The organism is Acinetobacter lactucae (assembly GCF_013122135.1).
In the GTDB taxonomy this organism is placed as follows: domain Bacteria; phylum Pseudomonadota; class Gammaproteobacteria; order Pseudomonadales; family Moraxellaceae; genus Acinetobacter; species Acinetobacter lactucae.
Map to the genome: position 1 here is coordinate 2623345 of NZ_CP053391.1, position 24183 is coordinate 2647527.

Consider the following 24183-nt stretch of genomic DNA (forward strand, 5'->3'; position numbering starts at 1 on the left):
CACTCCCTGTCGAGAAGACCACATGAAGGATTATCAAGCAAAAAGTAAATTGGCTTTGGCTATACGTGCAGTGCTATGGAGTACGCCATTGGTGGTCACGGCGCTTACCTCAACGTCTATTTACGCTGCACAAACTTATAGCATTTCAATTCGCCAGAGCACGCTTGATCATGCCATTAAACAACTGGCGATTCAAACAGGCACAACCATTAGCTACGATAATGCCAGTCTTTCAAAAACAAAAAGCAAAGGGCTACAAGGCAATTACACTGTTGAAGATGCATTAAGTCTGTTATTACAAAGTCATACATTTGAAGCCATTAAAGTAAATAATGGCGGCTATAGCATTCGAGTGAAGGCTCCACCCGCTCCAATTGAACCCAAAGTTTTTCAGTTAGAAGCCATTCAAACTAAAGCAAATAACAATAATGAATTTGATACGGCAGGCAGTGAAACAGGTACGGCACATTTAGCAACGATTCATATTAATGCTGATCATGGCGAAAATTTAACAACCGAAGGTTCGGGCTTATATACAGCGAAAGCGACCACCGCCTCTACTGGCTTAGCATTAAGTTTGAAAGAAACCCCTCAGCTGGTCAGTGTCATCACCAATCAACAAATGAAAGATCAGAACCTAACGCAATTAACCGATGTTGTCAGTCAAGCAGCAGGCCTTTCTATTAAACAAGGCGGGAATATTGGTAGTGATAACTCACCTATTTACGCTCGTGGCAAAGAAGTAGATAGCTATTTACTCGATGGCGTGAAGCTCATGAGTTCATATGCAAGTATTTTCCAAAGTCAGGACATGGCTTTATTTGACCGAGTCGAAGTCGTGCGAGGTGCAAATGGCTTAATGACAGGTGCTGGCAGTGCAAGCGCAAGTATTAATCTGGTCCGAAAAAAACCATTACAGGACTTTAAGGCTTCGGTGAGTGCTGACATTGGTTCATGGGACTCTTATCGTACCGATATTGATGTTTCTACACCTCTTAATGAATCAGGAAGTATTCGTGGCCGTACTCTTTTTGCCTACCAAAAGTCAGACTCTTATATCGACCGCTACAACGAAGAACGTAAAGTGGCTTATGCCGTATTAGAAGCTGATTTAACTGAACAAACCAAAGCAAGTTTGGGTGCAAGTTACCAACAACTCGATTTGACTGGTGTCGCTAGAGGTGGTTTACCAAGCTTTTATACAGATGGCACACCGATTAACTGGTCTCGCTCAGATTCAGCGGCAGCAAGTTGGACGGGTTCAGATCGCTCAACGACATCTTACTTTGCCGATATTGAACACCAGTTTAATGACCGCTGGAAATTAAAAGGTGTGGTGTCTAGAACCATTACAGATTCAGATGAAATTGTAGGCTATACCTTCTCAAGTAAAGGGATTGATAAAGCTACTGGTAGTGGAGCGATGTTATACGCAACCCGTTGGGATTATCGCCCTACTCAAGACTTGTTTAATTTAACTTTAAACGGTTCATTTGATTTGTTTAATCAAACTCATGATGTAGTACTCGGTACGACTTACACAAAAAGTAAAAATAAACGCCCTACCTATTCTGGCTGGAATAATGGAATGACATGGGATGGGACTCTAAAAAATATTTTTGCTTGGGATGGCAGCACACCTAACCGCCCCGAAACAAAAATAGATGGCTGGTACAGTGGAGATGATCGTAGCCAATCTATTTTTGGTGCTGTTCGTCTTAAAGCAACCGACAATCTTGTAGTCATTTTAGGCACTCGAGTTGAAGACTGGGAGCGCGTAACGGGTAACCATTCAGATGCCGATAATACGACTACTTACACAACCCAAGAAGAAAGTGGCAAGGTGATTCCATATGTAGGTATCACTTATGATTTCACTGACAACTGGACTGCGTATGCAAGCTACACCAATATTTTTTCACCCCAAGATAAGAAAGCTGTTACAGGCGAATACATAGACCCATTAATAGGTAATAGTACCGAGCTAGGTATTAAGGGTGAGTTTTTTGATAATCAGTTAAATGTTGGCGCTGCTATTTATCAAACTAAAGAGGACAATACAGCCATTGCTTTAGCAGATGTATTTGCCCCAGATGGTTCACAAGCCTATCGAACAGAATCTGGCACCAAAAGCCGCGGCTTTGAAATCGAAGCGACAGGTAAGTTGACTGATTTATGGCAAGTTTCCACAAGCTTTAGCCGTAACCTATCAAAAGATAGCCAAGACAACCGATTAAATACTGGCGTGCCAAATAATACAGCCAAACTGTTTACCACCTACACCCTGCCTTATCTTAATGAAGCCCTCACTATTGGTGGTGGTGTTCGTTGGCAAAGCGAAATCTATGAAAAAAATGCGGTCTCTGCAACGGGTAGATTTACTCAAGAAAGTTACGCTTTGGTCGACTTAATGGCACGTTATAAGTTCAACAATAATCTTATGCTCAACTTTAATGTTAATAATTTATTTAATGAGAAATACCATTTAGGCACCACAAATAGCTATTACGGTGCTCCGACTAATTTTCGAGTGGGTGTGAAATATGAGTGGTAAATAAATTACTCTTCTTTTAAAGACCTGACTTCAGAGGCAAATAATTTGGTTCTGGAGTAAGGCTAAACTGGCTGAATAAAATGGAATGGAATATTTTTTGGCTAAGCTCAGGCTATAATATTAGACATGCTCTATTATTTTATTTAACTCTCCTATGAAGAACGTATTTTCTAACAGCAACCAAATTAGACAAGTGTCTAGTTTCTCTGAACTTGTAAATACACATTTTCAAGGAGAGACAAATGCGATCTGCTGGCACAGAAATTTGGTGGGCGACTTTAAAGAAATTGTGAATAAGCTTCAGTTAAAAGAAAATATTATAGAAGTTTCTGTTGAAGACTTGTTAGCCCTGCAACTTTCAGAAAAAGGTAATTTGGCGAGAGCAATTATTTTAGAAGATATAGAGCAGTTAACTGATTTTGGCGCATCACCTGTACTTAATTTGCTTAAAAACTATGAACGTGATGAAGAGCTAGATTTCATTTCAACAGATGTATATTCATTTCATGTTGACCGCTCCCCCATTGAAACCGATACCTTTTTATGTACCTATCACGGCGCTGCTAGCGATATTGTGCCCAATGATCAAGTTGAACAAAAAGTTTTAATTCCAGAAATTAGAGAAAAGCTCAAAGAATTACATGACGGCTCTGATGCTGAGTTTAAAGCCTTCTTGGCAGAGTATTTTTTTGATTTGCATTATCAGCCTAAACCCGATGCTCAACCTTTAAATTTAGGTACGGGACATATTTGGCGTTTAGCAGTAGATCATCCAACTCAAAAGGTTTTGCCTTGTGTTCATCGAGCTCCAATTGAAAAAGATGGCGAGTATCGATTGCTGTTGATTTGTTAAATGTTTAGGTGGCTCACTGGTCTTTAATGACTGAAATATATTGCCACCCCATGACTGGAATGGCTTGAAGTCACTTTATATCAACAATATTGGTTTTAAAGCCTCTTATCTGTCACCGAAAAGAGCAATCCCTAGACCTATCAGCATGACCAGTGTTCCACATAGTTTAAACATGGAAACTGGTCGTTCGGCCGCCCCTAGTAATCCAAAATGATCAATCAACAATGACGAGATAATTTGCCCAGCAATTGCCAGCCCTAGCAAAGCCGATAATCCGATTCTAGGTGCAAGGACGACATAGCTCAGCAGTGCACATGAACCTAGAACCCCTCCTAAAAGGGTCCACCACGGCTGGGTTGGAATAGCGATCAGCGAAGGAGCTATTCCTCCCCGCATAAGAGAATAAATCCCAAGGCATATGGCACCAGCAGTAAACGAGAATAATGCCGCTACAACAGAATCTCCGCCTATACCTTTTGCCAGTTGGCCATTCAACGTGGTCTGTAGAGTAATCCCCAGCCCTGCAGCAAAGGCCATAAGGTAATAGATAACATTTATAGACATAGTGTTTGCTCCCTCTTAGACAACTTATTCAAGAGGTAGAAACGTCTCGGCAAAAATATCTGGAGCATAACCAGCCGCAACGAAAAGATGCTGGCGAGATTCATCAATCGCTGCACGAAGTCGCTCACTGTCCACACCCAACACTTTACCATCACGTTTAACGATTCTTCCGCCAATCATCACCGTATCGATATTGCTGCGTTCAGTTGCATGAACAACCGTGCCAAATGCATTACCAGACGGATAAAGGTTAATGTCATCCGTTCGAATTAATATCAGGTCAGCTTGTTTACCGGGTGTCAGGCTGCCGATTTTTTCTTGCAGACCGGCACAAGTAGCACCATCAGCCGTTGCAGCTTTGAGAAGGTTTTGCGCCTGAAAGGTCACTGGCGAATGTGCTGAACCACAACATTTGTTTTGGTGCATGCCCATTACACGCTGTAAGTAAAATGCTACGCGCATTTCCATAAACATATCGCCACTATAAGACGTTTCATTATCTACACTCAAACCAGGTCTAATGCCATGACGTAGAGCCGATTGCATGGCAAACATACCGTCTTCGATACCATAGTGAGCATCTGATCGTGGGCATACGTTTACTCGCACTCCAGCTTCACGCAAAATTTTCCATCCAGCATCTGGCAGCGAGGTACAGTGGTTAAAGATATTATCTGGCCCTAACAGACCTTGTCGATGCAGACCCTCTAGTGCAGCAGCCATTTCCCCACCAAAAAATTCAGTAATGATTGGTAGCCCTAATCTGCGTGCCTCAGCCCATAATTCGGGTTCTAACTGAGCCATGGCAGCTAATGACACCAAACCGTTTTTACTATTTTTAAAATATTTTTCTTGAAGACGTTCGAGATTACTAGGCCAGTTCGCTCTATCCCAATCTCCTGTTACTGGTGCACCAGAAGCGTGTACAGCGCGAATACCAGCATCTAGTAAAGCTTCAACAGCCGCATCAGAGTGGGCCGCACTGCGACTATTGTGTGAGTTATCAATCAATGTTGTGATACCCGCATCTATACAACCTAGAGCTGTAAGCAAATTACCGATGTACATATCTGCTGGGCGATAATACTTGGCAAAAGAATAATGCGTCGCGTTGCAATAGTCTTCTAAGCTTTCGGCATTCGGATTAATCCGTCGTAATTGTCCTTCCCATGAATGTCGATGGGTATCAACCATACCCGGCATCGCGATCATATTGGATGCATCAATAATAGCTGCACCTTCGGCTTCTAAATTTTCACCAACGGCGATAATCGTACCGTTCTCGATAAGAATATCTCCGCAAACCATGTTCCCAATTACGCTATCCATGCTTAGGATCGTCGCCCCGCGAATCAGTGTTCTATTTGATGAAGACTCAGTCAGCTGCACTATGTTTCTGTTGTAATCAGTCATCATTATTCCAACTTCTCAAATGTATGCCGAAAATCTATCTGAAGTGATAATGCTGAAAAAGCTGGTTAAATTGTTTTTATTATTCAGTAAAAACGAATAATCTAAGAGTGTGAGTATAGTATTGGGACAAAGGTATGAGATTGGATCGTATTCAGGCAATGCAGATTTTTGTTCGGGTGGCAGAAGCTGGGAGCTTTATCCACGCGGCAGAAGCACTTTCATTACCCGCTTCAACAGTCACCAGCACAGTTAAAAATCTTGAAAAGTATTTACAGGTACGCCTGTTAAATAGGACAACGAGACGGGTTAGCCTGACTCCAGAGGGAGCAGAATATCTCATCCAGTGCCGAGAAATAATCGACCTCATTGAACACACCGAATCCAACCTGACTAACGCCATCAAACAGCCACAGGGCCGATTACGAGTTGATATGCCTGCGGGCATTGCTCATTCGGTCATCATGCCCAATCTGCAAGAGTTTCAACAGCGTTACCCTGATATTTATCTCATGATAGGTGTCAGCGATAGACAAGTAGACCTGATTAAGGAAGGCGTGGACTGTGTAATCCGCATGGGAAATTTAGAGAACTCCACGCTGGTAGCCCGCCCTCTTGGTGAGTTTCACTGGGTCACATGCGCTTCAGCTGCATATTTAAAAGAAAATGGATTTCCACAAACTCCCAATGATTTGGAACATCACCGAGCTATTCATTATTTTTCAGGGAGCAACAGACACGCTGGTGAAATGCGCTTTGTACGAAATGAAGAAAAAAAAACCGTACAAATGAATGGTACTGTTGCCGTTAATGAAACTGAGCTTTATATCAAAATGTGCCTTGAAGGATATGGCCTCGCTCAACTTGCAGAAAGACTTGTGATAGATCACTTAAAAGAAAAACGACTAATCGCAGTATTACAAGACTGGTGTCCACCACCTGTTGCCGTGACTTTACTTTATCCACATCAGCGTTTTCTTTCACCAGCAGTACGGGTGTTTTCTGACTGGATAGACGAGCTCATTAGGAATTATTAAACCAACTCACTTTAAAAGACCTTTTTTTAAGATCTCGCAATGAAACTCAGGTAATTATTGAAATAAAGAGATAAATTCGAATATTTACTAAAGCAAAAATAATGAAAAAATATGATTTAAAGTAGTTGACCCTCACGTAACGTAAGCCCCTAGCATAAAACACGCCTAAGGAAGAAGGAGCTAAAAAGATGCTGTTAAAAGTTGGTGAATTGGCTAAGCAAACAGGACTTACGGTCCGTGCCCTTCATCACTATGACGATATCGGTTTACTTCAGCCTTCGGTCCGTTCCGATGCTGGTTATCGACTATACACCCGTAAAGATATTACTCGTTTGCATCAGATTCAAGCATTACGAGGACTGGGAATGTCGTTAGCCGAAATCCATACGGTTCTTGAAGACCCCAATCTTGCACTTTTACCGATTATTGATCAGCAGATTCAAGCAATTGATCAACGGCTGATAGAGCAAAAGAATTTGCGAAATCAGCTCAGCAAACTTAAATCTCAGATCATAAGTGGTGAAGAGCTTGGTTTGGAGGATTGGCTAAAAACACTGGAGCTTATAGTGATGTTTGAAAAATACTTTACAAAAGAAGAGCTTGAAAAACTGACTTTCTTACAAGCAGGCAGTAAAAGTCACCAAGAATGGCAAGAGTTAACTCAGTCAGCAAATGCACTGTTTAATGCTGGCGAACCATCTAACAGTGAAGCAGCTCAAGACTTAGCTCTAAAGTGGATGAAAACTCTTGAGCACAACACGCGAGCTAACCCTAAATGGTTAGTTAAACTAAATGCCATAAATTCGGCCGAACCTGAATTTCAGGAAAAATTAGGCGTAACGCCAGAAGTGGTTGAGTTTTTACTTAAAGCTTTTTCTGAGAGTAAGCTGAGTATTTTTGCCAGTTATTTATCTGACGATGAGTTTGCTTTTCTAAAAGAAAATTACATTCGTGAGATGAAAAAATGGCCTCAATTATTAGTCGATATTGAAAAATTGATTGATGCCGAGGTCACACCAGATAGTGAAGGAGCAAAGCGTTTGGCACAACAATGGCTCTCTATGCTACAAGGCTATGCTGGCAAAAACCCAAGTACTCAAGAAAAAATCCGTACAGCAATGCAAAATGAACAAAGCCTTGCTGACGGAACTTGGCTCAAACCAGTGACTCTACAATTTTTGGAAAAAGCAGTAGCAGCACTAATGCGTGGTGCTTAGTTCTATCAAAGCAGCTAGCTACACCATAATGTGGTGTAGCTTTTTTAAATACTCTATTCTGCGCTAAAAACGGGTTTTCTTTTTCTAAATTAAGTTTTTGATATTTATTTTATTTTTCACGATTAATATATAACATTCACACGAACCCAATCTTCATACTTGGTTGCCTGAACATTGGTACTCGATGTAATTACCCCATGAATAGGAATATTTTCTTTCATCCCTGTTGCGACTCTTGAATGTATTTTATCCGCCGTCCCTCCCCAAATTTGAGTGTGGCCCGCATCTTGGTACAGTACATATGCAACAGATGCTGGGCTGGCAGTAGATTTAAGCTCAAAGTTATTGTCTGAAGTTACAGCCAATTGATACGGCGTATTTTTGCTGCATTGGACAGATACATCTGTTCTTGCCGCAGCAACGGGTTGAGAACGTACAACTGAACCAAAATCTAAATTTCCCTCCGTTGAAACTTCACAGGTTTCTACAATGGTTAAACTGACCCTTAATGATGTAGATGCATTTCCAGCAACTGCGCTATCTATTGTCAGGATTCCCATAAGAGAAAATAAGGCGTATTGAATGGCTTTCATGTCTTCTCCTTATCTTTTTTGTTCTAATGACTATTCATCTTTATATTGTGTTTTTTCTGTTCCTATTAAAGAAACAGTTTCAGGATTGTTTAGTTATAAGACTTAATATTGCACAGTGTCAATCTATACTAATCACATGATTTGCATATTATTTTTGTAATTTGTGATGAATTACACGCAATCTAACCAATTTAAAAAGTAGTGGATGTTTTTTATTTCTCTTAAGCATAAATTTTGTCATTTTTTATCAAACTCTATGCGTTTTAATCATCCCAACACTTCTAAAAATTATTAATAATTTATAATCTGCTTTTGAACCTTGGTTAATCATTCTGTCCATTCTCGCAATTGCATAAAAAAACTGATCAAAATAATATTGCGGCAAATAGATTATAACTTTACATATTGTTTAGCTTATCGATTCAATACTAAGAAAATTGTGAAGTTAAATTTAAAATGAATAATTCTAGCCTTTAAAACCATTTATTTTTAATTCGAGAAACCATTCATATGAAAAAATATTTATTCATACTTTTACTCAGCTTTTATTCGATTCAGTCATTTGCTTCGGACAAACTCCATGGCAGTGTTTGGAAAACCATTGATGACGCAACCAATCAACCTAGGGCGCTGGTAAGATTTAGCCAAGATAAAAATGGCAACCTCTCTGCAAACATCGAAAAAATACTCGTTCCAAGTGAAGCCAACAAATGTACGATGTGTGAAGGTACTTATAAAAACAAGTCTTTAATTGGTTTAACCATCGTCAAAAATTTAAAAAGTGTGGGTCAAAATAAATATGACAAAGGATCAATCCTCGACCCACAGTCAGACAAGACCTATCGCTTTAGCGTAATTGTCTCACCAAGTGGCGAAAAACTTACTGCTCGTGGATACATTGGTATCTCTGCAATTGGTCGAAATCAAACGTGGTATCGAGTTAAATAATTTATGAAATAGCTTATGACCAACTCTGTAGCTACTCACCGATCATAATTACAATCAATATGTGCATGATGTATGCAATAGTTTTTATGATCGGTACTTGGCCTGAACCATTAGCATAATAATAACAAATAGCGAAGGTATTGCAGCAATCACGAATAAATGGGTAATGACCAGAAATTGGGAAAGGTAGCCACCAAATAGCGGCCCAATGACCGAACCCAAACGGGCAATTCCAATACTCCAGCCCACCCCTGTAGTACGAAGTGAAACTGGGTAATAACTGGCAGACAGTGCATTAATGGCAGGTTGTCCACCAACAATGGCAAAGCCAGCAATAAAAATGATAATAAATAATAAAACAATATGGCTAACAGCATAGCCAATTAAAGCAACACTAATCACTGCAACCAAAAAAACAGGTATTAATACTTTATAAAATCCTGTCTTATCGATTTTAAGGCCCATCACCACACTACCAATCGTACCGCCTAATTGTAGAGTGGAACCGATCATCAATGCCTGATTTAATGAAAGCCCTGACTCTTTGGCTAAAGTAGGTAGCCAGTTCGCCAGAAAATATAGACTGATCATATTTAAAATACTGATGATCCAGATAGAATAGGTAAAAAACGCACGCTGATTTTTAAACAACTCAAGCGGTGACTTTTTAACCTCAACTTCAGTATTATTGATGATTTTTATTTCCGAATTAAATGTTAATGCGGGATAAAACTTCTTTAACCAAAACAAAATTTTAGGATTATTTTTATTATCTTCACTCAAAAAATATAAAGATTCTGGCAGCTTAAAGTATGTGATAAAGAAAATAATTAAAGGAACAATACCGCCAAAATAGAAAATCGCCTGCCAACCTCCCCAAGGAACTAATAAGGCGGATATTCCGCCACCCAACATTGCCCCTACCGTATAGCCACAAGAAATAACCATCATGGTGAAAATACGAGATTTGAATGGAACAATTTCGGAGCTATAAGCCATAACATTTGGCATGATCCCTCCTAAAAAAATTCCTGTAACAAAGCGGATTGCAGTCAATTGCTCAATATTGCCTACATGTGGTGTCACCAGCATCAAAACCGAGAACATAAAGGTTGAGATCAGTAAGATGGGACGGCGGCCAAAACGATCAGAGAGTGAACTTAATAAAAATGATCCGACAAACAAACCAAATAAGCTGGCGCTAAACACAATGCCTAGCATGGATTTTTGAACGCCCCATTCTTCTATAATCATTGGGGCCGCGTAAGCCATAGACTGGATGTCGTAGCCATCCATAATCATCAATAATAAACAGGTGATCAGAATAAATTTTTGATAGCGTCCAACTTTCTGCTGATTGATCAAATCACTTAATGCAACTTCTTTCATGGTATTCCCTTCTCCATGACATGCTTTAAATTAATTCATTTTAATTATGCAATACGTAATCAATTTACGATTAACGTAAAATAAAATAGCAATAATATGCCAATAAAGTCAAAATATTATTTTTTTATAATATAAACAAAAAGTTAGAACGGATGATTTGCTTCTAGCTGAGTAATGATCTCAACTTATTGCACAGGGGCTATGGTCTGCTCATCTAACAAAAAAACAAGCAAACCATATATCCTATTATTTAAATTATTTTTAGATTCAAACAGATGATTTAAAAAACAATCGAAAAGCTTTTCCCTCTCGTCCACCTGAGCTTAATCAAGAAGCTTCAACCAAACTAATCAACACTCTCCTTTTCAGCAGAAAACCCTTTACTTGATGGTTTAGAAGAGCCCAAAACCATACTTGAGAATACGCCATCGCGATAAATCCATGCATGTAATAACGCAGCAGACAAATGACCAATAACAACAGCAAATAATAACCAAGCCAAAATTCCGTGTAGAGTACGGAACCAAGCGTAAAGTGTAGAGTTGGTGGGGGCTATAGGTGGAAGATCCCAACCCGGAAATAAAGTTACAGGCCAATTACCTGCCGATAGCGTAGCCCATCCGAGCAATGGCAAACTAAACATCAAAAGATAGAGCAGCCAATGTGATGCGTGGGCAATAAATGCCTGCCAGCGTGGTACAGTCGGCGGCAAAGGTGGAATTGGGAAATAGAGTCGGTTTATTAATCTTATGATGACCAATAATAAGATTGCGATTCCTAAAGGACGATGTATATCGATTAACCATGGACGCCAAGTGATTGAGGTTGTCATTCCCACGCCAATAAATAGCATGGCCAAAATCGCTACTGCCATAAGCCAATGTAGAATTCGAGCAGTCAAATTAAAATGGCGTGGAGCATTATCGTTAGATTTGTTTTGCATGGCTGATCTCTCCTATTTGCCCACGGCATCCGTTGCTTTACCAAATCCAATTTCACGTAAGCGAGCATTGTAAGATTGTGAATAGATGCTTGCTCGTGCGGCGAGTACCGGATCATCTGATAACTCAATTCCTGGTGGAACTAGTGTTGGGTCAAAGTTAATGTCACGGCAAACGCCATTTACCTGTTCAGTTACATTTTTGACTTCCAATGTTCCTGCTATCACTTCTTTACGTTCTTTTGGCCAAGGTTGAGACGGGTCATTCACTGGGTCTCCCGGCTCGGCAAGTTGCAAAACCAAATCCCAATATAGCGGCCCTTCAGCTAAACGTTTTTTGATGTCTTTAAATAAGAAATCATGGCCAGCTTGATCACGTTGTTCTTTCGTCAGACTAATAAATTTTGAATGAGGACGCATAGACCAACGGACTGGTTGTTCTTGTCCATTGGCGGCCCGCAATATAAAAGCATTTACGACATAAAATTCTGCGCCGCTGAAACTACCGGTTAATGGCATCTTCGCCTTTTGCTCAATAGACTTACGCGCTTCTGGATATTCTTTTAAGAAAGCCTCAACAAGGGCTGGATCAGGTTTGCCAGTAGCTGGAACTGGTTTAAATGCTTTTTGCTGCGCTAAAAAACCTTCAGCATTTCGTGTAGGGAAATAGGGAAAGTTATTTAATTTCATGCGCCATTGTGAATGATCAGCTGCGGAAAGTAATAAAGCCATACTTACTGTTGCTGTCGAATTATCTGCCGCATGCGGGTTACCACTTCCAATAGAAAATCGACCAATTGCTGGTATATCAGACTTGGCAAATACCGTGGCTTTAGAGAGTGCCGCTGCAGAACCATTACTGTGGTAAGTGCCATCAAAACAAATACCCTTACCGTGTGCACGTCGATATCCGGGATCAAAGTTATTTAATGAGTCACCCAAAAAGGTTTTACTTGTGGTGCGATGCCCAAATAGACCTGCAATCCAAGCAAATGCCAATACTAAAGAGCCTGCGATTACTGCAATACCCACAAATCGCAGCCAATACTTCTTTAGACTTTTAAAATTCAAATTATTCATTTTTCATCCTGTGTAAATTGTATGGCTGCATCTATAAAGAAGAGTTTGATCATGTAAAAAGAGTATTACTTACATTGATGGAACCACGTTCAAAATTAGCTGAGTAAATAAAATCCCGAAAGTTCTGGATCCAATATAGCGATAAGCCTTAATATAATATTTATTTCTGGGCCATATAAGGTACGCACCTCGGGGTTAGTATCAAGCTTAGTTTCATTGTAAGTGGAGATAAAGAAAGTATGGGAACGAAAAACCTAAAAGTCCCCACATTGACCGAAAGAGTCCGAAGAGGTGATCTTTTTACTGGCGAAAATAATTGTCAGTCCCGTGAAGTATTTGCTCATGTAACAAGTCTCTGGGGAGTGATATGTCTGATCGCTTTGCGTGATGGCACACATCGTTATAGCGAGTTACGCCGTAAAGCAAATGGAGTCAGCGAAAAAATGCTTACTCAGACTCTCCAGCATTTAGAAAAAGATGGTTTTATACGCAGAACTTCTTATCCAGTTGCCCCACCCCATGTCGAATATGATTTAACGTTATTAGGTGAAGAAGTCGCTAAACATGTTGCAGCACTTGCGGATTGGCTGGAGGTTAATCTTAACGATATTAAAGCAACTTCTTTAACAAGTGATGATTGATAGCAAAGTTTCTAACTTACAAAACCTCTTACACTTACGGGTCCTCATCATCGTTTAAGGCTGATAATAGTTTTTAGATTTTTTAAACATCATCAAGCAACTGTTCTCATAAACAGTTGCTTGAGATTTTTCATTTATAAATAAAAGTTAGCGTTTCTCATCATGAAGTAGCCAAACTTTTTTCATTTTTTTTATAATCGTCAGAATCAAAATAACTTCTAATCATATTGGCGCTTTCTTCTGACCTTCTTCTTTCTTCTTCTAGATCTACTTTAACTTCTTGTTTGGCTTGATATTCAGCAGGGATCAAGCTAGCGAGTGGTGGAAGCTTTGGTCTGCCTCCAACTGTAATTCTTTCAATAAAGCCCGCTAACCACATGATGTATTCAAGCTTATTTTTATATTTGGGCATTAAACTGATATCTAGCTTAACTAAGCACTGATCGGGCGGTTTGTTTAAACACGCTTCGAAATCAAAGTAATTACTTTTTAGTTTACATGAAGAACCCTTTAGCTCTTTTCTTATCGCCCTTACTAAGTTATTGAGTTGCTCAATAGTGCTTTCAGAAAATAAATTCTTTTTCTCGCATTCTTCGTAAACCTTTTCGGCGATAGCTATAAATTTTGTCATCCCTATTTCCCTTTTATTATAGGCATTCTTATATCTTTTGCCTTTTAAGGAAGTATGATGAATTAATCATTACAGAATGTAAGGGATTTGAGTTATTAAGTAATTAATAGGAACCTTTTACAATCTGTTACCCAAACCGTCCGCAGGGATAAAAATTAATGGCTAATAGACCACAAAGAATAAAGATTTATTAGTCTCTGTTAGACATAAATTGTATAAAGATCTATCACTTTCTCCCTCTCATCTGTCTGGCCTGTGCTTAAAAGCTGAATAATTGCGCCTTCAATCATATATAAAAATAGTTTGGCGTCCTGAAAAGTCGCGTCCCTTTTGATTGCTCTAAGCTGACTATAGATTTCATTAATGAGCCACGTTCTATATCTCACCGCGGTTTGATAGGCTCTTGGATAGGTCAGTTTTGTTTCAAACATAGCTTTAAACAATAAATAGTACAGTCCCTCTAAATCGGTATGTAAAAGATAAAGTTTCTTAAGTTTTTCCTTCACGCTTGGGCCTTGGTCGTACTCAACAATTGAAACCACTTTTTCTTTTAAACGTTCTTTTTGTACGATCAAACAGATTTCAATAAACCGCTCTTTTGAATGAAAGAAGTTATAAAAAGTCGCTTTGGTAATTTTTGACTCTTTCACAATTCTGTCGACCCCAACCGTATGAAAGCCGTGATGCTGAAATAAATCAATTGACGTATTAATAACTTGAATAGCACGTGTTGAGAGAACTAACTTTGGCATAGTTTTACCGTTATAAAAATTTTTGTTGTATATAAATGAGATAAAAAACCTGTGCCCTTTCTGGGAGAAAAAAAGGCACAGCAAAGCCATAAAGACTGTGCTTGGCACATCTCAAGTTTTATTGTTGAGTAAGTTTTTTGGTCGTGACGATTTAAAGCTTGAAAACCCTAGGGCAATCAAACTGCTTTAAACGTTTAAGCTGTGTCGTGATAGCTTATGGCAAGGGCTGCCAAGAAATAACGGATGTGCAAAGCCAACTCCTTTTTATTGGGAGTTCTGCCAGAAATTAAAATTATGGTGGCAGAACGAGAAAGGGTTAGCAGACTGGTGAAAGATATAACCAGCACACCCGAGGGTGTCCCTCTCCCGTCCTACCGCTACGGGAGGGAACGAGGAGTTTACGCATAAGACTATCCCTCAGACGGAATAACTCTGATGCGATCTTTCATCTCGGTCTGCTAAAACCGACTGGCAATGTGGCCAGCAGGCAAAGGATAAGCTTCACATTTATTGCAGTCAAGCACACAAAATGACATTTGTTTTAAAATAGATCATTAAAAAAGTAAGGCTAAATAATGAATAAGTTATTGTTAAATTGCAGTTTATAAACGAGAAAATAAAACAGCCTAATGGAAATAGTTTTTTGATCGGAATATACACAGGTGTTGTGTATATTGCCGATTTGAATCAACAAAATTATTTACTGTTAAACTTATTTTTTCATAGGTAGCAGTAAAACCGGATCTTCAATATCGTAACCAGTTTCTTCTGGAACCCCCAGATATTTAACGACAACCAACCTTTTATTTTGTTTAGGCACACTATAATTTTGGGAAATTTTTATTGCTTTGGTGTAATGAACCGCGCTATGGGTCTTACTCTGTAAAGACGGTGATTTTACAACATACTCTGTTTTATATTGGGTGATCTTTCCCGAAGGATCAAACCAAGCCGATATTTGTTTCTGATGAGTTTTTAAGGTTTGAATTTTTACAGTCTTACTCTTACTTACGATCAAAGGGGTTAAATTCTTTTTAATTTTATTTAGAGCCTTATTAAACCCCGTACTATCTTGATCATAATCAATTTTATGAGTTTTAGGATTGATATATAGAGATTTAACTTCAATAAGTTTATCAGGCGCTCTACTATTTAACAGATAATAATATAGTTGTGGTAGACGTCCTCGACCATCTTCATAATGTCTTAATACATAAAGTTTTTTCTCTTTTGCCTGATAACCCAATACTTCAATCTTTTGTCCACCACCAACTGTCGCATAGCTATGTGCGGATAACGTAAGAATCGTGCTAAAAGTGAGAAACTTTAGAAACTTCATCAGTTCATATCCTTGTGACCTTGCAACTATATTGTATAAATATCAATCGAATTAAAATAATACTTGAGTAAGTAATACTTGCTGTTTTTATATTATTTTGTACAGAAGCCCCCGTTTCTAATGACTAATTATTAGTCTTATATTCCGATACTTCATTGCTCTTTTTTTCAATCACTCAAATTTGTTACCATTACCCCTCTGGAGTGACTCCGATTCGCTTTATACTAGGGATGCCAATTTTCAAAGTTCATCCAGTTGTGTTCTTTTCTTGAATAACATCCATTTTTAAAAGACTTGAAATTGGTTAGATGACCAAACGTAAAATATTATTGATTTTTTAAGGGTTTAATACGCATGAATAGCGCTGAAATCATGGCTGACTTATCTTCTCATACACCTATGATGCAGCAATATCTCAAAGTTAAAACGGACTATCAACATGCGTTGCTGTTCTACCGTATGGGTGACTTTTATGAACTCTTCTTTGAAGATGCTCATTTAGCAGCCAAACTTTTAGGCATTACCTTAACCCATCGTGGCAAAGCCAGTGGCCGACCTATTCCAATGGCGGGTGTTCCCTATCATTCAGCCGAAGGTTATTTGGCGCGTCTTGTTAAAGCTGGGCGCACTGTCGCCATTTGCGAGCAAGTTGGAGAAGTAACAGGTAAAGGCCCTGTTGAACGTAAAGTTGTTCGTATTCTGACTCCTGGTACATTAACTGATGATGCATTACTCAGCAGTTATCAATCATCTAATCTCGTTTCTTTATGCATTCATCAAAACCAGATTGGTTTTGCTTTACTCGACTTGAGCGCGGGCATTTTTAAAGTTCAACAACAAGATTACAAACCAGAACAATTACCTATTGAACTTGCGCGTTTAATGCCAAGTGAAATTTTGATTGATGAAGACTTGGTCGACACCAATATTATTGAACAAATTAAAAAGCACTTAGATTGCCCTATCACTAAACGTCCGAATGTAGATTTCAACCTAAATAATGCACAAAAGACTTTATGTGATCAGTTTACGGTATCAACACTTTCAGGTTTTGGTTTAGACCCACTGCCTTTAGCCAAAGCTGCTGCCGCTGCACTTATTCACTATGCAAAAGAAACACAAAAAACTGCATTACCGCATATTCGTTCAATTCAGCTTGAACAAAGCACTGACTTTATTGCGCTCGACCCAATTACACGTCGCAACTTAGAAATTATTGAACCATTATTTGAACATGGAACGTCATTATTCCAACTGGTAAATGACTGCCAAACTGCAATGGGTGGCCGTTTACTCAGCCGCACGCTGATGCAACCTGTGCGTGATACTGCATTGCTTGATGCGCGTTTAGATGCGATTGAGCAACTCATTCAGGGATATCACGAAAACCCAGTTCGTTTAGTACTTAAAGAAATTGGTGATATTGAACGTGTGCTTAGCCGTGTTGCATTAGGCAGTGCGCGACCACGTGATTTGGTGCAGCTTCGTCATGCATGTGCACAAATTCCAGCTCTAAGAACGGCGTTAACTCCAGTCATTCAGGCAAAGAAATCTAAGCTATTAGTTCAACTTGATCAAGAACTTGGAGATTTTAAAGCACTTCATCAACACTTAATGGTAGCGATTGTTGAAAATCCTCCTGTATTACTTCGTGATGGCAATGTAATTGCAGAAGGTTATGATGCTGAACTCGACGAATTACGTCAAATTCGTGATCATGCAGGTCAATTCTTAATTGATTTAGAAATTAAAGAGCGTGAACGTACAGGCATTAATACCCTTAAAATCGGTTATAACCGTGTAAGTGGTTACTACATCGAACTCACTCGTGCTCAAGCAGAACAAGCACCAGCCGACTATATTCGTCGTCAAACTTTAAAAAATGCTGAACGCTACATTACTCCTGAGCTAAAGAGTTTTGAAGATAAAGTCCTGTCGAGCGAGTCACGTGCACTCTCGCGTGAAAAAGCATTATTCGAAGCTTTACTTGAAAATCTTCGTGAAAATATTGCTCATCTACAAATGATGAGTTCAGCAATTGCTCAAATTGATGTGATTGCAAACTTTGCTCATCAAGCGCGTCTAAACAATTGGGCGCGTCCTGAATTTACCCCGGAAACGGGCATTAAAATTCAGGCAGGTCGTCATCCTGTCGTTGAAGCATTAAATAAAGCCCCATTTACCCCAAATGATACTTTCCTTGATGCTCAGCACCGTATGGCCATTATTACCGGTCCAAACATGGGCGGTAAATCAACCTTCATGCGTCAAACGGCATTAATCAGTTTACTTGCTTATTGCGGTAGTTATGTTCCAGCTAAGGCCGTCAAACTTGGTCCAATTGACCGAATTTTTACCCGTATTGGTTCAGCCGATGATTTATCTACAGGTAAATCTACCTTTATGGTTGAGATGACTGAAACTTCGCAAATTCTGCACCATGCGACCAATCAATCGCTGGTTTTAATGGATGAGGTGGGCCGCGGAACCAGTACCTACGACGGTTTATCTTTAGCATGGGCATGCGTGGTTGATTTAACAAAACGCGTCAAATGTTTATGTTTATTTGCCACTCATTATTTTGAGTTGACTGAACTGGGTAGTGAAGCAGGAATTGATAACTACCATGTTACGGCGCAAGAGCTTAACGGCAACTTGATTTTATTGCATAAGGTTCAGCAAGGCCCTGCGAGTCAAAGTCATGGTTTACAAGTTGCAAAATTAGCAGGCATTCCTGCGAATGTCATTAAAGAAGCGCAGAAGCGTTTGCGCATTTTAGAAAAACAGCAGCAGCAACATCTACAAACCAGCTTTCAAAATGATTTGTTTGCTCCACCAGATGCAAACGCTGGTTCACAAATCATAGAGAAAGTAGTTGAGATCGAAGTTTCATCCCCTGCTCTAGATTTACTTAAGCAAATTGAAGTCGATAACTTATCGCCTCGTCAGGCACTTGAACAACTCTATGAGCTGAAAGCTGCCCTCAAATCTTAATAAAGCACTTCCGAATAAGCAGGCTTAGGTCTGCTTATTCATATCGGAGAATAATATTTATATGATCTTAAGATCTTTACAAAATTCAGAAATCGATCTTATTTGGCAGCAGATTAGCCGCCGTGAATTAATCACTCAAATGTATATTCAAAACCAGCAACAGCTTGAATTAGTGGATTGTTTTTTTGATGTGCAACATTGGGATTCATATCATCTAGAAAATGACCCACCTAAGCTCAAACAACTCTTTGCACAAGGTTCAATATTTGTCGGCGCATTTGATGCTACAGAAAAACTCGTTGGCGTGAGTGTGGTATCAAACCAAGGGATAGCTGACTATCCTCAAGCTAAATTACTCCACTATTTTTATGTTGATGCCGATCAGCAAGGTCAAGGCATTGGCGCCAAACTTATGCAAGCCGCAAAAGCATCCGCCAAACAACTCGGCGCAAAACAACTGTATATTTCAGCAACTCCAAGTCGCCGCACTGTAGACTTCTATATGAAACATGGCGCGCAACCATTAAGTGCTCCAGATCAACAACTTTGGCAGCTCGAACCCGAAGATATCCATTTACTGTGTAACGTTTAGCTTTAAAAATTTAAGTTTTTTTAGTAAAAAACAGAAAATCAAAACTTGTAAAAGAAAAAATGAAAAGTTAAGGCATTTATTAAAATAGGTGCCTTGACTTAAATGACATCTAAACAATTAAATCAAATATTTTTTAAGCTATTGTTTTATAAAATATATTATTATTTTAATTTTACAGATTAGCACTTCACAAGGTTGGAAGAACTGTTTGATTATCAACGTATTAACTTATCTTCATATGCATGAATAAAGAATATCAATAAAAGCAATTGTTTGTTTACCCCTTTTTTGCCTAAAATAAGCTATTCGAAATGAAACCATATTTTTTAGGTAGCTGTCGCCATGACCTTTGTTGTCACTGAAAATTGTATTAAATGTAAATACCAAGATTGCGTAGAAGTTTGTCCTGTAGACTGTTTTTACGAAGGTCCGAATTTCCTAGTGATTAATCCGGATGAATGTATTGACTGTGCATTATGTGAACCAGAGTGCCCGGCAAATGCAATTTTCTCTGAAGATGAGTTACCAGAAGGTCAAGAAGTATTTATTGAATTAAATGCTGACCTTTCTCAAAAATGGCCTAACATTACTCAAATTGGTGACCAGCCAGCTGACCGTGAAGAATGGAACGGCAAACCTGATAAATTACAATATCTTGAAAAGTAATTTCAAAAAAGATCAGCAACCGCTGATCTTTTTTATACCCTATTCAAACATTTCATTGCAAATTCCTCGTAATTTGTGCACTGTTTTGCATTAAAATAGCCGCAATATTTATAAGTGCTTAATTTTTCTTATGCGGAAGTTTTTGCAGAGTCTGGTGCCCTTATGCATAATCCCAGCGGTTATGGTAGGTTGTGTCAGCTCTCCCCAACACACAACAACAGGCAAAACCTCTCCAAGTGGTAAACGAATCTTTATTCCACAAGAGCGCGTTATTATTGAGCGCCCAATTCCTCCTAAAGTTGAGCCTGCCTCATATCGAAGCTGGTTAAGTTCTGGTGAAAATTACCAACGTGTTCGTGAATACGAAAAATTCTTAACCCGAAACAACGTCGCAGGCATTGTGCCAAGTTTTGAGTTATTACGCTCAGCACGTGATTGGCAAAAATGTGGACGCTCTGAATATGCCGTGCCTAATCGCGAACTATGGGGAAATTCTTTATCTACCCTACGCGTATTTAAATATTTAGTTGCAGCAAAAGTTCTCACCGACTTTGAAGTGACCTCAGTTTACCGCGACTTACCTTTAAATGAATGTGCAGGCGGCGCAAGCTCATCTAAACATTTATTTAACTCGGCAATCGATTTCCGTATTGGTCCTGAGTTCCCACAAGCTCAAGATTATGCATTTATCGAAAATACCAAGTTTAAACTTTGTCAGTTCTGGGCTCAGCATGGTCAAAGCTTAAATATGGGTATTGGCTTATATAGTTCAGGGCAGATTCATATCGATACTCAAGGCTATCGCACTTGGGGACCTGACCTCACCCGAAACAGTTCGATGTGTAATTTCTAATTTAAAAAACTCCTTTCAACTGAAAGGAGTTTTTTTATTGTTCATTTCCCAATCAACCAAAATTTCTTCAACCGAAGATTTTTGCACTCTATGCATAAACGTTTAAAATAGCCCGATCAACATATAGGTAAATTTGATTATGCAGCAGATGTGGACAGACATTGACCAATATATCGATTCACATTTAATTCCCGAAGACCCGCGACTCGAATATGCATTAAAGAATACCGACGAACACGGCTTTTCAAATCATCTTGCAGTGGCGCCTAATCAAGGTATGTTCTTGCAGATGCTTATTCAAATGAATAAATGCAAACGAGTCTTAGAAATTGGAACCTTTGCTGCATACAGTACCATCTGGTTAGGCCGTGCTTTACCTGAAGATGGTTATTTACTCACAATAGAAGGCCGTGCTACTCATGCAGAAATGGCTCAAAAAAATATCGACCATGCCAATCTTCCTGTAAAAGTTGATCTTCGAGCTGGTCGTGCCGCAGATATCCTATCTGCAATTGATCCTGAATCTATCGAGCCTTTTGATTTTATTTTCATTGATGCCGATAAACAGGGTTATCCGGAATATTTAGAATTGAGCCTGAAATTTTCAAGATCAGGTACGATTATCGTGCTCGACAATGTTATTCGTGCAGGTGATATTTTAAATCCTGACAATAAAAAACCGAGTATTGAAGGCATCCGTGAAATGTTTAAAGCCTTAGAAAACCATCCACAAATTCTGTCTTGTACAGCCCTACAAACGGTTGGCTCAAAAGGTCATGATGGCTTCGCAATTGCAATTGTGAAATAATGGTTAAAAAATCATCTTTTTTATTTTATTATTTATAATCAATTAATTACTTTTATTACTATTGCTTTTCCATATAGTTATCCACAAGATTTGCGGATAACTATATGCAAATCTTATTATTTAGCCACAAGTAAAGGTACAGTCGCGTTTCGGAATATGGTTGTCGCAATACTTCCCAAGAAGAACTGGTGAATTTTGCTATGGCTAAATGCCCCTAACACAATAATTTGAATGCCGTGCTCTTGTTGGTACTCTAGAATATTCTGCGCGACATCACCATAACGGTAAACGGTGACAACATCGAGGCCCGCTTGTTTAAGGTAATGCTCAGGTTCATTTAATATTTCTGGATGATCACCTACATAAACCAAATGACATTGCAGTGTTCGCAATAAGTCACTTTGAGCAATACGGCGCATCATTTTTTGACAAGTTGGCGAGTATTCATAAGCAAAGATAAAACGGGTTGGGACTTTAAAGTTTTCACCAATTGTCAAAACTGTACAGTTAGCCCCACGAATAAAGTTTTCGACATTACTACCAATTGGTTTATGTTTTTCGGCGGCTCGCTCCCCGACTCGACCTAAAATCACAATGTCATTTTCGTGTAAGAGATTAAAACTTTGTTCTAGAAAATCGCCTTTTTCTTGGATTTTTGAACTGGTAATTCCATGTTTTTCTTGAATAAGATCAGAAATATGACGGAGTAAATTATTACTATAGTCTAACGCAAGTTCACTTTGTTTTTGCTCTAGCTCAGCTAACTCTTTTAGTAACATTGCATTGCTTTCAAAACCGATTACCCCACTAATTTCACCAAGATGATAACTGGCTGGGTAATAGTCCAGAATTTGTAGTAATACAAGTTCCCGTCCGGTTGCTTTAGCAACCCATGCTGCTGCATCAGCAATAGCATTAATACACGGTGATGAGTCAATACACGCAATAACACGGTTCATGTTAGCCTCTCTTCTTCAGGTCTATTGCCTTGGAGATTATTATTAAAACTTAGCTTTAACTTAACATAGATAAAAATTGGTATGTTAAGGTTTATGTATAAAAACCAACTTTTTTGTTTAAAGATCAAACATTTTATTACATTCTTAAGACTGCATTATTCCCTTAAACGAATAAATTTTGCGGGATTTCCGCCAACAATATGGTACGGCTCAACATCTTTGGTCACCATACTATTCATCCCGACCACAGCATGTTTACCGATTTTTATACCGTCTTTGATGCCCACATGAGCGCCCAACCAAACATCCTGCTCAATTTCAATTCCTTTGGAGTTAACAGGCTGTTGGTAAAGTGGACGGTCTAACTGCATCCCATGATCAAATGCATATAAGTGGCAATATGCTGCAATACGGACTTGGTCATGCAATTTTATGCCAGCTCGTCCACCATCTAAAATACAATGATGGTTAATCGCGACTTCGTTACCGATTTCCAGCGGTCCATGCAAGGTGCAATCAGCCGCAATAAAACTATTATCCCCAATAATAATTTTGCGACCTGGTTCAGCAAAAATATGTGCTAGTGGTGAAATAAAACAATTTTCACCAATCTCAACAGTTTCCATATCCATTAAATAAGCTTGATATTCTTTTTGCCACTCTTCAGCCCAAGCACGGTTTTTAGGTTTTAAACTCCAATATAACCATGGCATATAGTTTAAGCGGTGCTTATGTTGCTCACGATATTTCAATAAGGAATCAGTCATCTGTTAATTCCTCTTCAATTTTTAATTCTTCACGACCACGTGTTACGTCTCTAAGTTTTAAGGCGAGCGGTTCAATTTGATGTATTTGTAGCCTTGCTTCGATATCTACACCCGTAGCAGTGTAGCTTTCCTGATATTCAATTTGTTGTTGAGTAAGCTCATATTGGAATATCGCCCACTCATTAAAATGACAAGAAAAGTAAATCGTTTTCTTGGCAATCAGTTCAATACGTTCAGCCAACAATAAACATTGTCCAGCACAGCCACCGTATGCTCTAACAAGACCACCTGTTCCCAGTTTTATACCACCATACCAGCGGTTAACCATTACAATAATATTGGTCAGGTCATTCCCTTCAATAGTCGCCAAGATTGGACGGCCTGCTGTTCCTGACGGTTCACCATCATCGTTAAAACGTACGTTATGCCCAATTTTCCACGCCCAACATTGGTGAGTGGTCGAGATATCCTTATTATGTTCTAAAAATTCTTTAACTTGCTGTTCATTTTCTACTGGCGCAGCAATCGCCTGAAATCTACTTTTTTTAATTTCTTCTTCAAATGTAATCTGTGATGCAATCGTAAAAGCCATGAAT

At 39.0% G+C, this 24183-nt stretch carries 23 protein-coding genes; 11 read left to right on the forward strand and 12 right to left on the reverse strand.

Features of this window, described 5'->3' with window-relative positions; translation table 11 throughout:
• The first annotated feature begins 22 nt into the window (after positions 1 to 22).
• Both HLV59_RS18690 and HLV59_RS12275 read left to right on the forward strand, forming a co-directional pair.
• Positions 23 to 2554: a TonB-dependent siderophore receptor gene (locus HLV59_RS18690; protein ID WP_228721982.1), complete on the forward strand. Its 2532-nt coding sequence runs from the start codon at positions 23 to 25 to the stop codon at positions 2552 to 2554.
• A 154-nt stretch (positions 2555 to 2708) separates the two neighbouring features.
• On the forward strand, positions 2709 to 3407 hold the full coding sequence (locus HLV59_RS12275) for a DUF1826 domain-containing protein (RefSeq protein WP_171430065.1): 699 nt from the start codon (positions 2709 to 2711) through the stop codon (positions 3405 to 3407).
• A gap of 105 nt (positions 3408 to 3512) precedes the next feature.
• Here the strand turns inward: HLV59_RS12275 and HLV59_RS12280 are convergent, their stop codons facing one another.
• Together HLV59_RS12280 and HLV59_RS12285 are read right to left on the reverse strand one after the other, a co-directional pair.
• Positions 3513 to 3971 (reverse strand): DMT family transporter, encoded by a 459-nt coding sequence (locus HLV59_RS12280; protein WP_214285154.1) that lies wholly within the window; start codon positions 3969 to 3971, stop codon positions 3513 to 3515.
• A 24-nt stretch (positions 3972 to 3995) separates the two neighbouring features.
• Positions 3996 to 5384 (reverse strand): amidohydrolase family protein, encoded by a 1389-nt coding sequence (locus HLV59_RS12285; RefSeq protein ID WP_171430066.1) that lies wholly within the window; start codon positions 5382 to 5384, stop codon positions 3996 to 3998.
• Positions 5385 to 5518: 134 nt separating this feature from the next.
• Here HLV59_RS12285 and HLV59_RS12290 point away from each other — a divergent pair, with 134 nt between their 5' ends.
• Together HLV59_RS12290 and HLV59_RS12295 are read left to right on the forward strand one after the other, a co-directional pair.
• On the forward strand, positions 5519 to 6418 hold the full coding sequence (locus HLV59_RS12290; protein WP_125739024.1) for a LysR family transcriptional regulator: 900 nt from the start codon (positions 5519 to 5521) through the stop codon (positions 6416 to 6418).
• Positions 6419 to 6606: 188 nt separating this feature from the next.
• Positions 6607 to 7635 carry a MerR family transcriptional regulator gene (locus tag HLV59_RS12295; RefSeq protein WP_171430067.1) on the forward strand — a complete coding sequence of 343 codons (1029 nt, stop codon included), beginning with the start codon at positions 6607 to 6609 and terminating at the stop codon, positions 7633 to 7635.
• 122 nt (positions 7636 to 7757) lie between these two features.
• Here the strand turns inward: HLV59_RS12295 and HLV59_RS12300 are convergent, their stop codons facing one another.
• Positions 7758 to 8228, reverse strand: coding sequence for a Csu type fimbrial protein (locus HLV59_RS12300; protein ID WP_171430068.1), 471 nt, complete (start codon positions 8226 to 8228; stop codon positions 7758 to 7760).
• A gap of 510 nt (positions 8229 to 8738) precedes the next feature.
• On the opposite strand from HLV59_RS12300, the gene HLV59_RS12305 reads away from it, so the two are divergent.
• Entirely contained in the window at positions 8739 to 9176 is a 438-nt protein-coding gene (locus tag HLV59_RS12305) for a DUF2147 domain-containing protein (RefSeq protein WP_171430069.1), read from the forward strand.
• Between the two features lie 84 nt (positions 9177 to 9260).
• On the opposite strand, the gene HLV59_RS12310 is transcribed toward HLV59_RS12305, so the two are convergent.
• The 3 genes from HLV59_RS12310 to HLV59_RS12320 form a co-directional block, all read right to left on the reverse strand.
• Positions 9261 to 10565: an MFS transporter gene (locus HLV59_RS12310; protein ID WP_171430070.1), complete on the reverse strand. Its 1305-nt coding sequence runs from the start codon at positions 10563 to 10565 to the stop codon at positions 9261 to 9263.
• A 346-nt stretch (positions 10566 to 10911) separates the two neighbouring features.
• Entirely contained in the window at positions 10912 to 11508 is a 597-nt protein-coding gene (locus HLV59_RS12315; protein WP_081174557.1) for a cytochrome b, read from the reverse strand.
• Positions 11509 to 11520: 12 nt separating this feature from the next.
• Complete coding sequence (locus HLV59_RS12320) at positions 11521 to 12585, reverse strand: catalase family peroxidase (RefSeq protein ID WP_005303815.1); 1065 nt, start codon at positions 12583 to 12585, stop codon at positions 11521 to 11523.
• A 239-nt stretch (positions 12586 to 12824) separates the two neighbouring features.
• On the opposite strand from HLV59_RS12320, the gene HLV59_RS12325 reads away from it, so the two are divergent.
• Complete coding sequence (locus HLV59_RS12325; RefSeq protein WP_005303814.1) at positions 12825 to 13226, forward strand: winged helix-turn-helix transcriptional regulator; 402 nt, start codon at positions 12825 to 12827, stop codon at positions 13224 to 13226.
• Positions 13227 to 13386: 160 nt separating this feature from the next.
• Here HLV59_RS12325 and HLV59_RS12330 read toward each other — a convergent pair whose 3' ends face one another.
• The 3 genes from HLV59_RS12330 to HLV59_RS12340 all read right to left on the reverse strand — a co-directional run bounded on the left by HLV59_RS12330 (position 13387) and on the right by HLV59_RS12340 (position 15948).
• On the reverse strand, positions 13387 to 13857 hold the full coding sequence (locus HLV59_RS12330) for a hypothetical protein (RefSeq protein ID WP_171430071.1): 471 nt from the start codon (positions 13855 to 13857) through the stop codon (positions 13387 to 13389).
• Positions 13858 to 14057: 200 nt separating this feature from the next.
• Positions 14058 to 14609, reverse strand: a complete 552-nt coding sequence (locus tag HLV59_RS12335; RefSeq protein ID WP_005303810.1) for a TetR/AcrR family transcriptional regulator — start codon at positions 14607 to 14609, stop codon at positions 14058 to 14060.
• 712 nt (positions 14610 to 15321) lie between these two features.
• Complete coding sequence (locus tag HLV59_RS12340) at positions 15322 to 15948, reverse strand: hypothetical protein (protein WP_171430072.1); 627 nt, start codon at positions 15946 to 15948, stop codon at positions 15322 to 15324.
• Between the two features lie 354 nt (positions 15949 to 16302).
• Between HLV59_RS12340 and mutS the strand changes: the two genes are divergently transcribed.
• The 5 genes from mutS to HLV59_RS12365 all read left to right on the forward strand — a co-directional run bounded on the left by mutS (position 16303) and on the right by HLV59_RS12365 (position 21861).
• Entirely contained in the window at positions 16303 to 18942 is a 2640-nt protein-coding gene (gene mutS, locus HLV59_RS12345) for a DNA mismatch repair protein MutS (RefSeq protein WP_171430073.1), read from the forward strand.
• A 61-nt stretch (positions 18943 to 19003) separates the two neighbouring features.
• Complete coding sequence (locus HLV59_RS12350; protein WP_087089300.1) at positions 19004 to 19534, forward strand: GNAT family N-acetyltransferase; 531 nt, start codon at positions 19004 to 19006, stop codon at positions 19532 to 19534.
• Positions 19535 to 19876: 342 nt separating this feature from the next.
• Positions 19877 to 20200: a ferredoxin FdxA gene (gene fdxA, locus HLV59_RS12355; RefSeq protein ID WP_003650851.1), complete on the forward strand. Its 324-nt coding sequence runs from the start codon at positions 19877 to 19879 to the stop codon at positions 20198 to 20200.
• A gap of 130 nt (positions 20201 to 20330) precedes the next feature.
• The gene (locus tag HLV59_RS12360) at positions 20331 to 21053 is read left to right on the forward strand and encodes a D-Ala-D-Ala carboxypeptidase family metallohydrolase (RefSeq protein ID WP_005802595.1); all 723 of its coding nucleotides are present in this window, start codon (positions 20331 to 20333) and stop codon (positions 21051 to 21053) included.
• Positions 21054 to 21192: 139 nt separating this feature from the next.
• Positions 21193 to 21861, forward strand: coding sequence for an O-methyltransferase (locus HLV59_RS12365; RefSeq protein WP_016144769.1), 669 nt, complete (start codon positions 21193 to 21195; stop codon positions 21859 to 21861).
• 116 nt (positions 21862 to 21977) lie between these two features.
• On the opposite strand, the gene HLV59_RS12370 is transcribed toward HLV59_RS12365, so the two are convergent.
• The 3 genes from HLV59_RS12370 to HLV59_RS12380 all read right to left on the reverse strand — a co-directional run bounded on the left by HLV59_RS12370 (position 21978) and on the right by HLV59_RS12380 (position 24179).
• The gene (locus tag HLV59_RS12370; RefSeq protein ID WP_002115820.1) at positions 21978 to 22820 is read right to left on the reverse strand and encodes a universal stress protein; all 843 of its coding nucleotides are present in this window, start codon (positions 22818 to 22820) and stop codon (positions 21978 to 21980) included.
• Between the two features lie 155 nt (positions 22821 to 22975).
• Positions 22976 to 23587, reverse strand: a complete 612-nt coding sequence (locus tag HLV59_RS12375) for a DapH/DapD/GlmU-related protein (protein ID WP_216606719.1) — start codon at positions 23585 to 23587, stop codon at positions 22976 to 22978.
• The gene (locus HLV59_RS12380; protein WP_031947863.1) at positions 23580 to 24179 is read right to left on the reverse strand and encodes an IMPACT family protein; all 600 of its coding nucleotides are present in this window, start codon (positions 24177 to 24179) and stop codon (positions 23580 to 23582) included. Before HLV59_RS12380 ends, HLV59_RS12375 begins: the two co-directional genes overlap by 8 nt.
• Positions 24180 to 24183 lie beyond the last annotated feature (4 nt).

Coding starts and splice junctions, on each gene's coding strand:
- HLV59_RS18690 (WP_228721982.1), top strand. CDS start 23: ATGAAGGATTATCAAGCAAAAAGTAAATTGGCTTTGGCTATACGTGCA.
- HLV59_RS12275 (WP_171430065.1), top strand. CDS start 2,709: ATGAAGAACGTATTTTCTAACAGCAACCAAATTAGACAAGTGTCTAGT.
- HLV59_RS12280 (WP_214285154.1), bottom strand. CDS start 3,971: ATGTCTATAAATGTTATCTATTACCTTATGGCCTTTGCTGCAGGGCTG.
- HLV59_RS12285 (WP_171430066.1), bottom strand. CDS start 5,384: ATGACTGATTACAACAGAAACATAGTGCAGCTGACTGAGTCTTCATCA.
- HLV59_RS12290 (WP_125739024.1), top strand. CDS start 5,519: ATGAGATTGGATCGTATTCAGGCAATGCAGATTTTTGTTCGGGTGGCA.
- HLV59_RS12295 (WP_171430067.1), top strand. CDS start 6,607: ATGCTGTTAAAAGTTGGTGAATTGGCTAAGCAAACAGGACTTACGGTC.
- HLV59_RS12300 (WP_171430068.1), bottom strand. CDS start 8,228: ATGAAAGCCATTCAATACGCCTTATTTTCTCTTATGGGAATCCTGACA.
- HLV59_RS12305 (WP_171430069.1), top strand. CDS start 8,739: ATGAAAAAATATTTATTCATACTTTTACTCAGCTTTTATTCGATTCAG.
- HLV59_RS12310 (WP_171430070.1), bottom strand. CDS start 10,565: ATGAAAGAAGTTGCATTAAGTGATTTGATCAATCAGCAGAAAGTTGGA.
- HLV59_RS12315 (WP_081174557.1), bottom strand. CDS start 11,508: ATGCAAAACAAATCTAACGATAATGCTCCACGCCATTTTAATTTGACT.
- HLV59_RS12320 (WP_005303815.1), bottom strand. CDS start 12,585: ATGAATAATTTGAATTTTAAAAGTCTAAAGAAGTATTGGCTGCGATTT.
- HLV59_RS12325 (WP_005303814.1), top strand. CDS start 12,825: ATGGGAACGAAAAACCTAAAAGTCCCCACATTGACCGAAAGAGTCCGA.
- HLV59_RS12330 (WP_171430071.1), bottom strand. CDS start 13,857: ATGACAAAATTTATAGCTATCGCCGAAAAGGTTTACGAAGAATGCGAG.
- HLV59_RS12335 (WP_005303810.1), bottom strand. CDS start 14,609: ATGCCAAAGTTAGTTCTCTCAACACGTGCTATTCAAGTTATTAATACG.
- HLV59_RS12340 (WP_171430072.1), bottom strand. CDS start 15,948: ATGAAGTTTCTAAAGTTTCTCACTTTTAGCACGATTCTTACGTTATCC.
- mutS (WP_171430073.1), top strand. CDS start 16,303: ATGAATAGCGCTGAAATCATGGCTGACTTATCTTCTCATACACCTATG.
- HLV59_RS12350 (WP_087089300.1), top strand. CDS start 19,004: ATGATCTTAAGATCTTTACAAAATTCAGAAATCGATCTTATTTGGCAG.
- fdxA (WP_003650851.1), top strand. CDS start 19,877: ATGACCTTTGTTGTCACTGAAAATTGTATTAAATGTAAATACCAAGAT.
- HLV59_RS12360 (WP_005802595.1), top strand. CDS start 20,331: ATGCGGAAGTTTTTGCAGAGTCTGGTGCCCTTATGCATAATCCCAGCG.
- HLV59_RS12365 (WP_016144769.1), top strand. CDS start 21,193: ATGCAGCAGATGTGGACAGACATTGACCAATATATCGATTCACATTTA.
- HLV59_RS12370 (WP_002115820.1), bottom strand. CDS start 22,820: ATGAACCGTGTTATTGCGTGTATTGACTCATCACCGTGTATTAATGCT.
- HLV59_RS12375 (WP_216606719.1), bottom strand. CDS start 23,587: ATGACTGATTCCTTATTGAAATATCGTGAGCAACATAAGCACCGCTTA.
- HLV59_RS12380 (WP_031947863.1), bottom strand. CDS start 24,179: ATGGCTTTTACGATTGCATCACAGATTACATTTGAAGAAGAAATTAAA.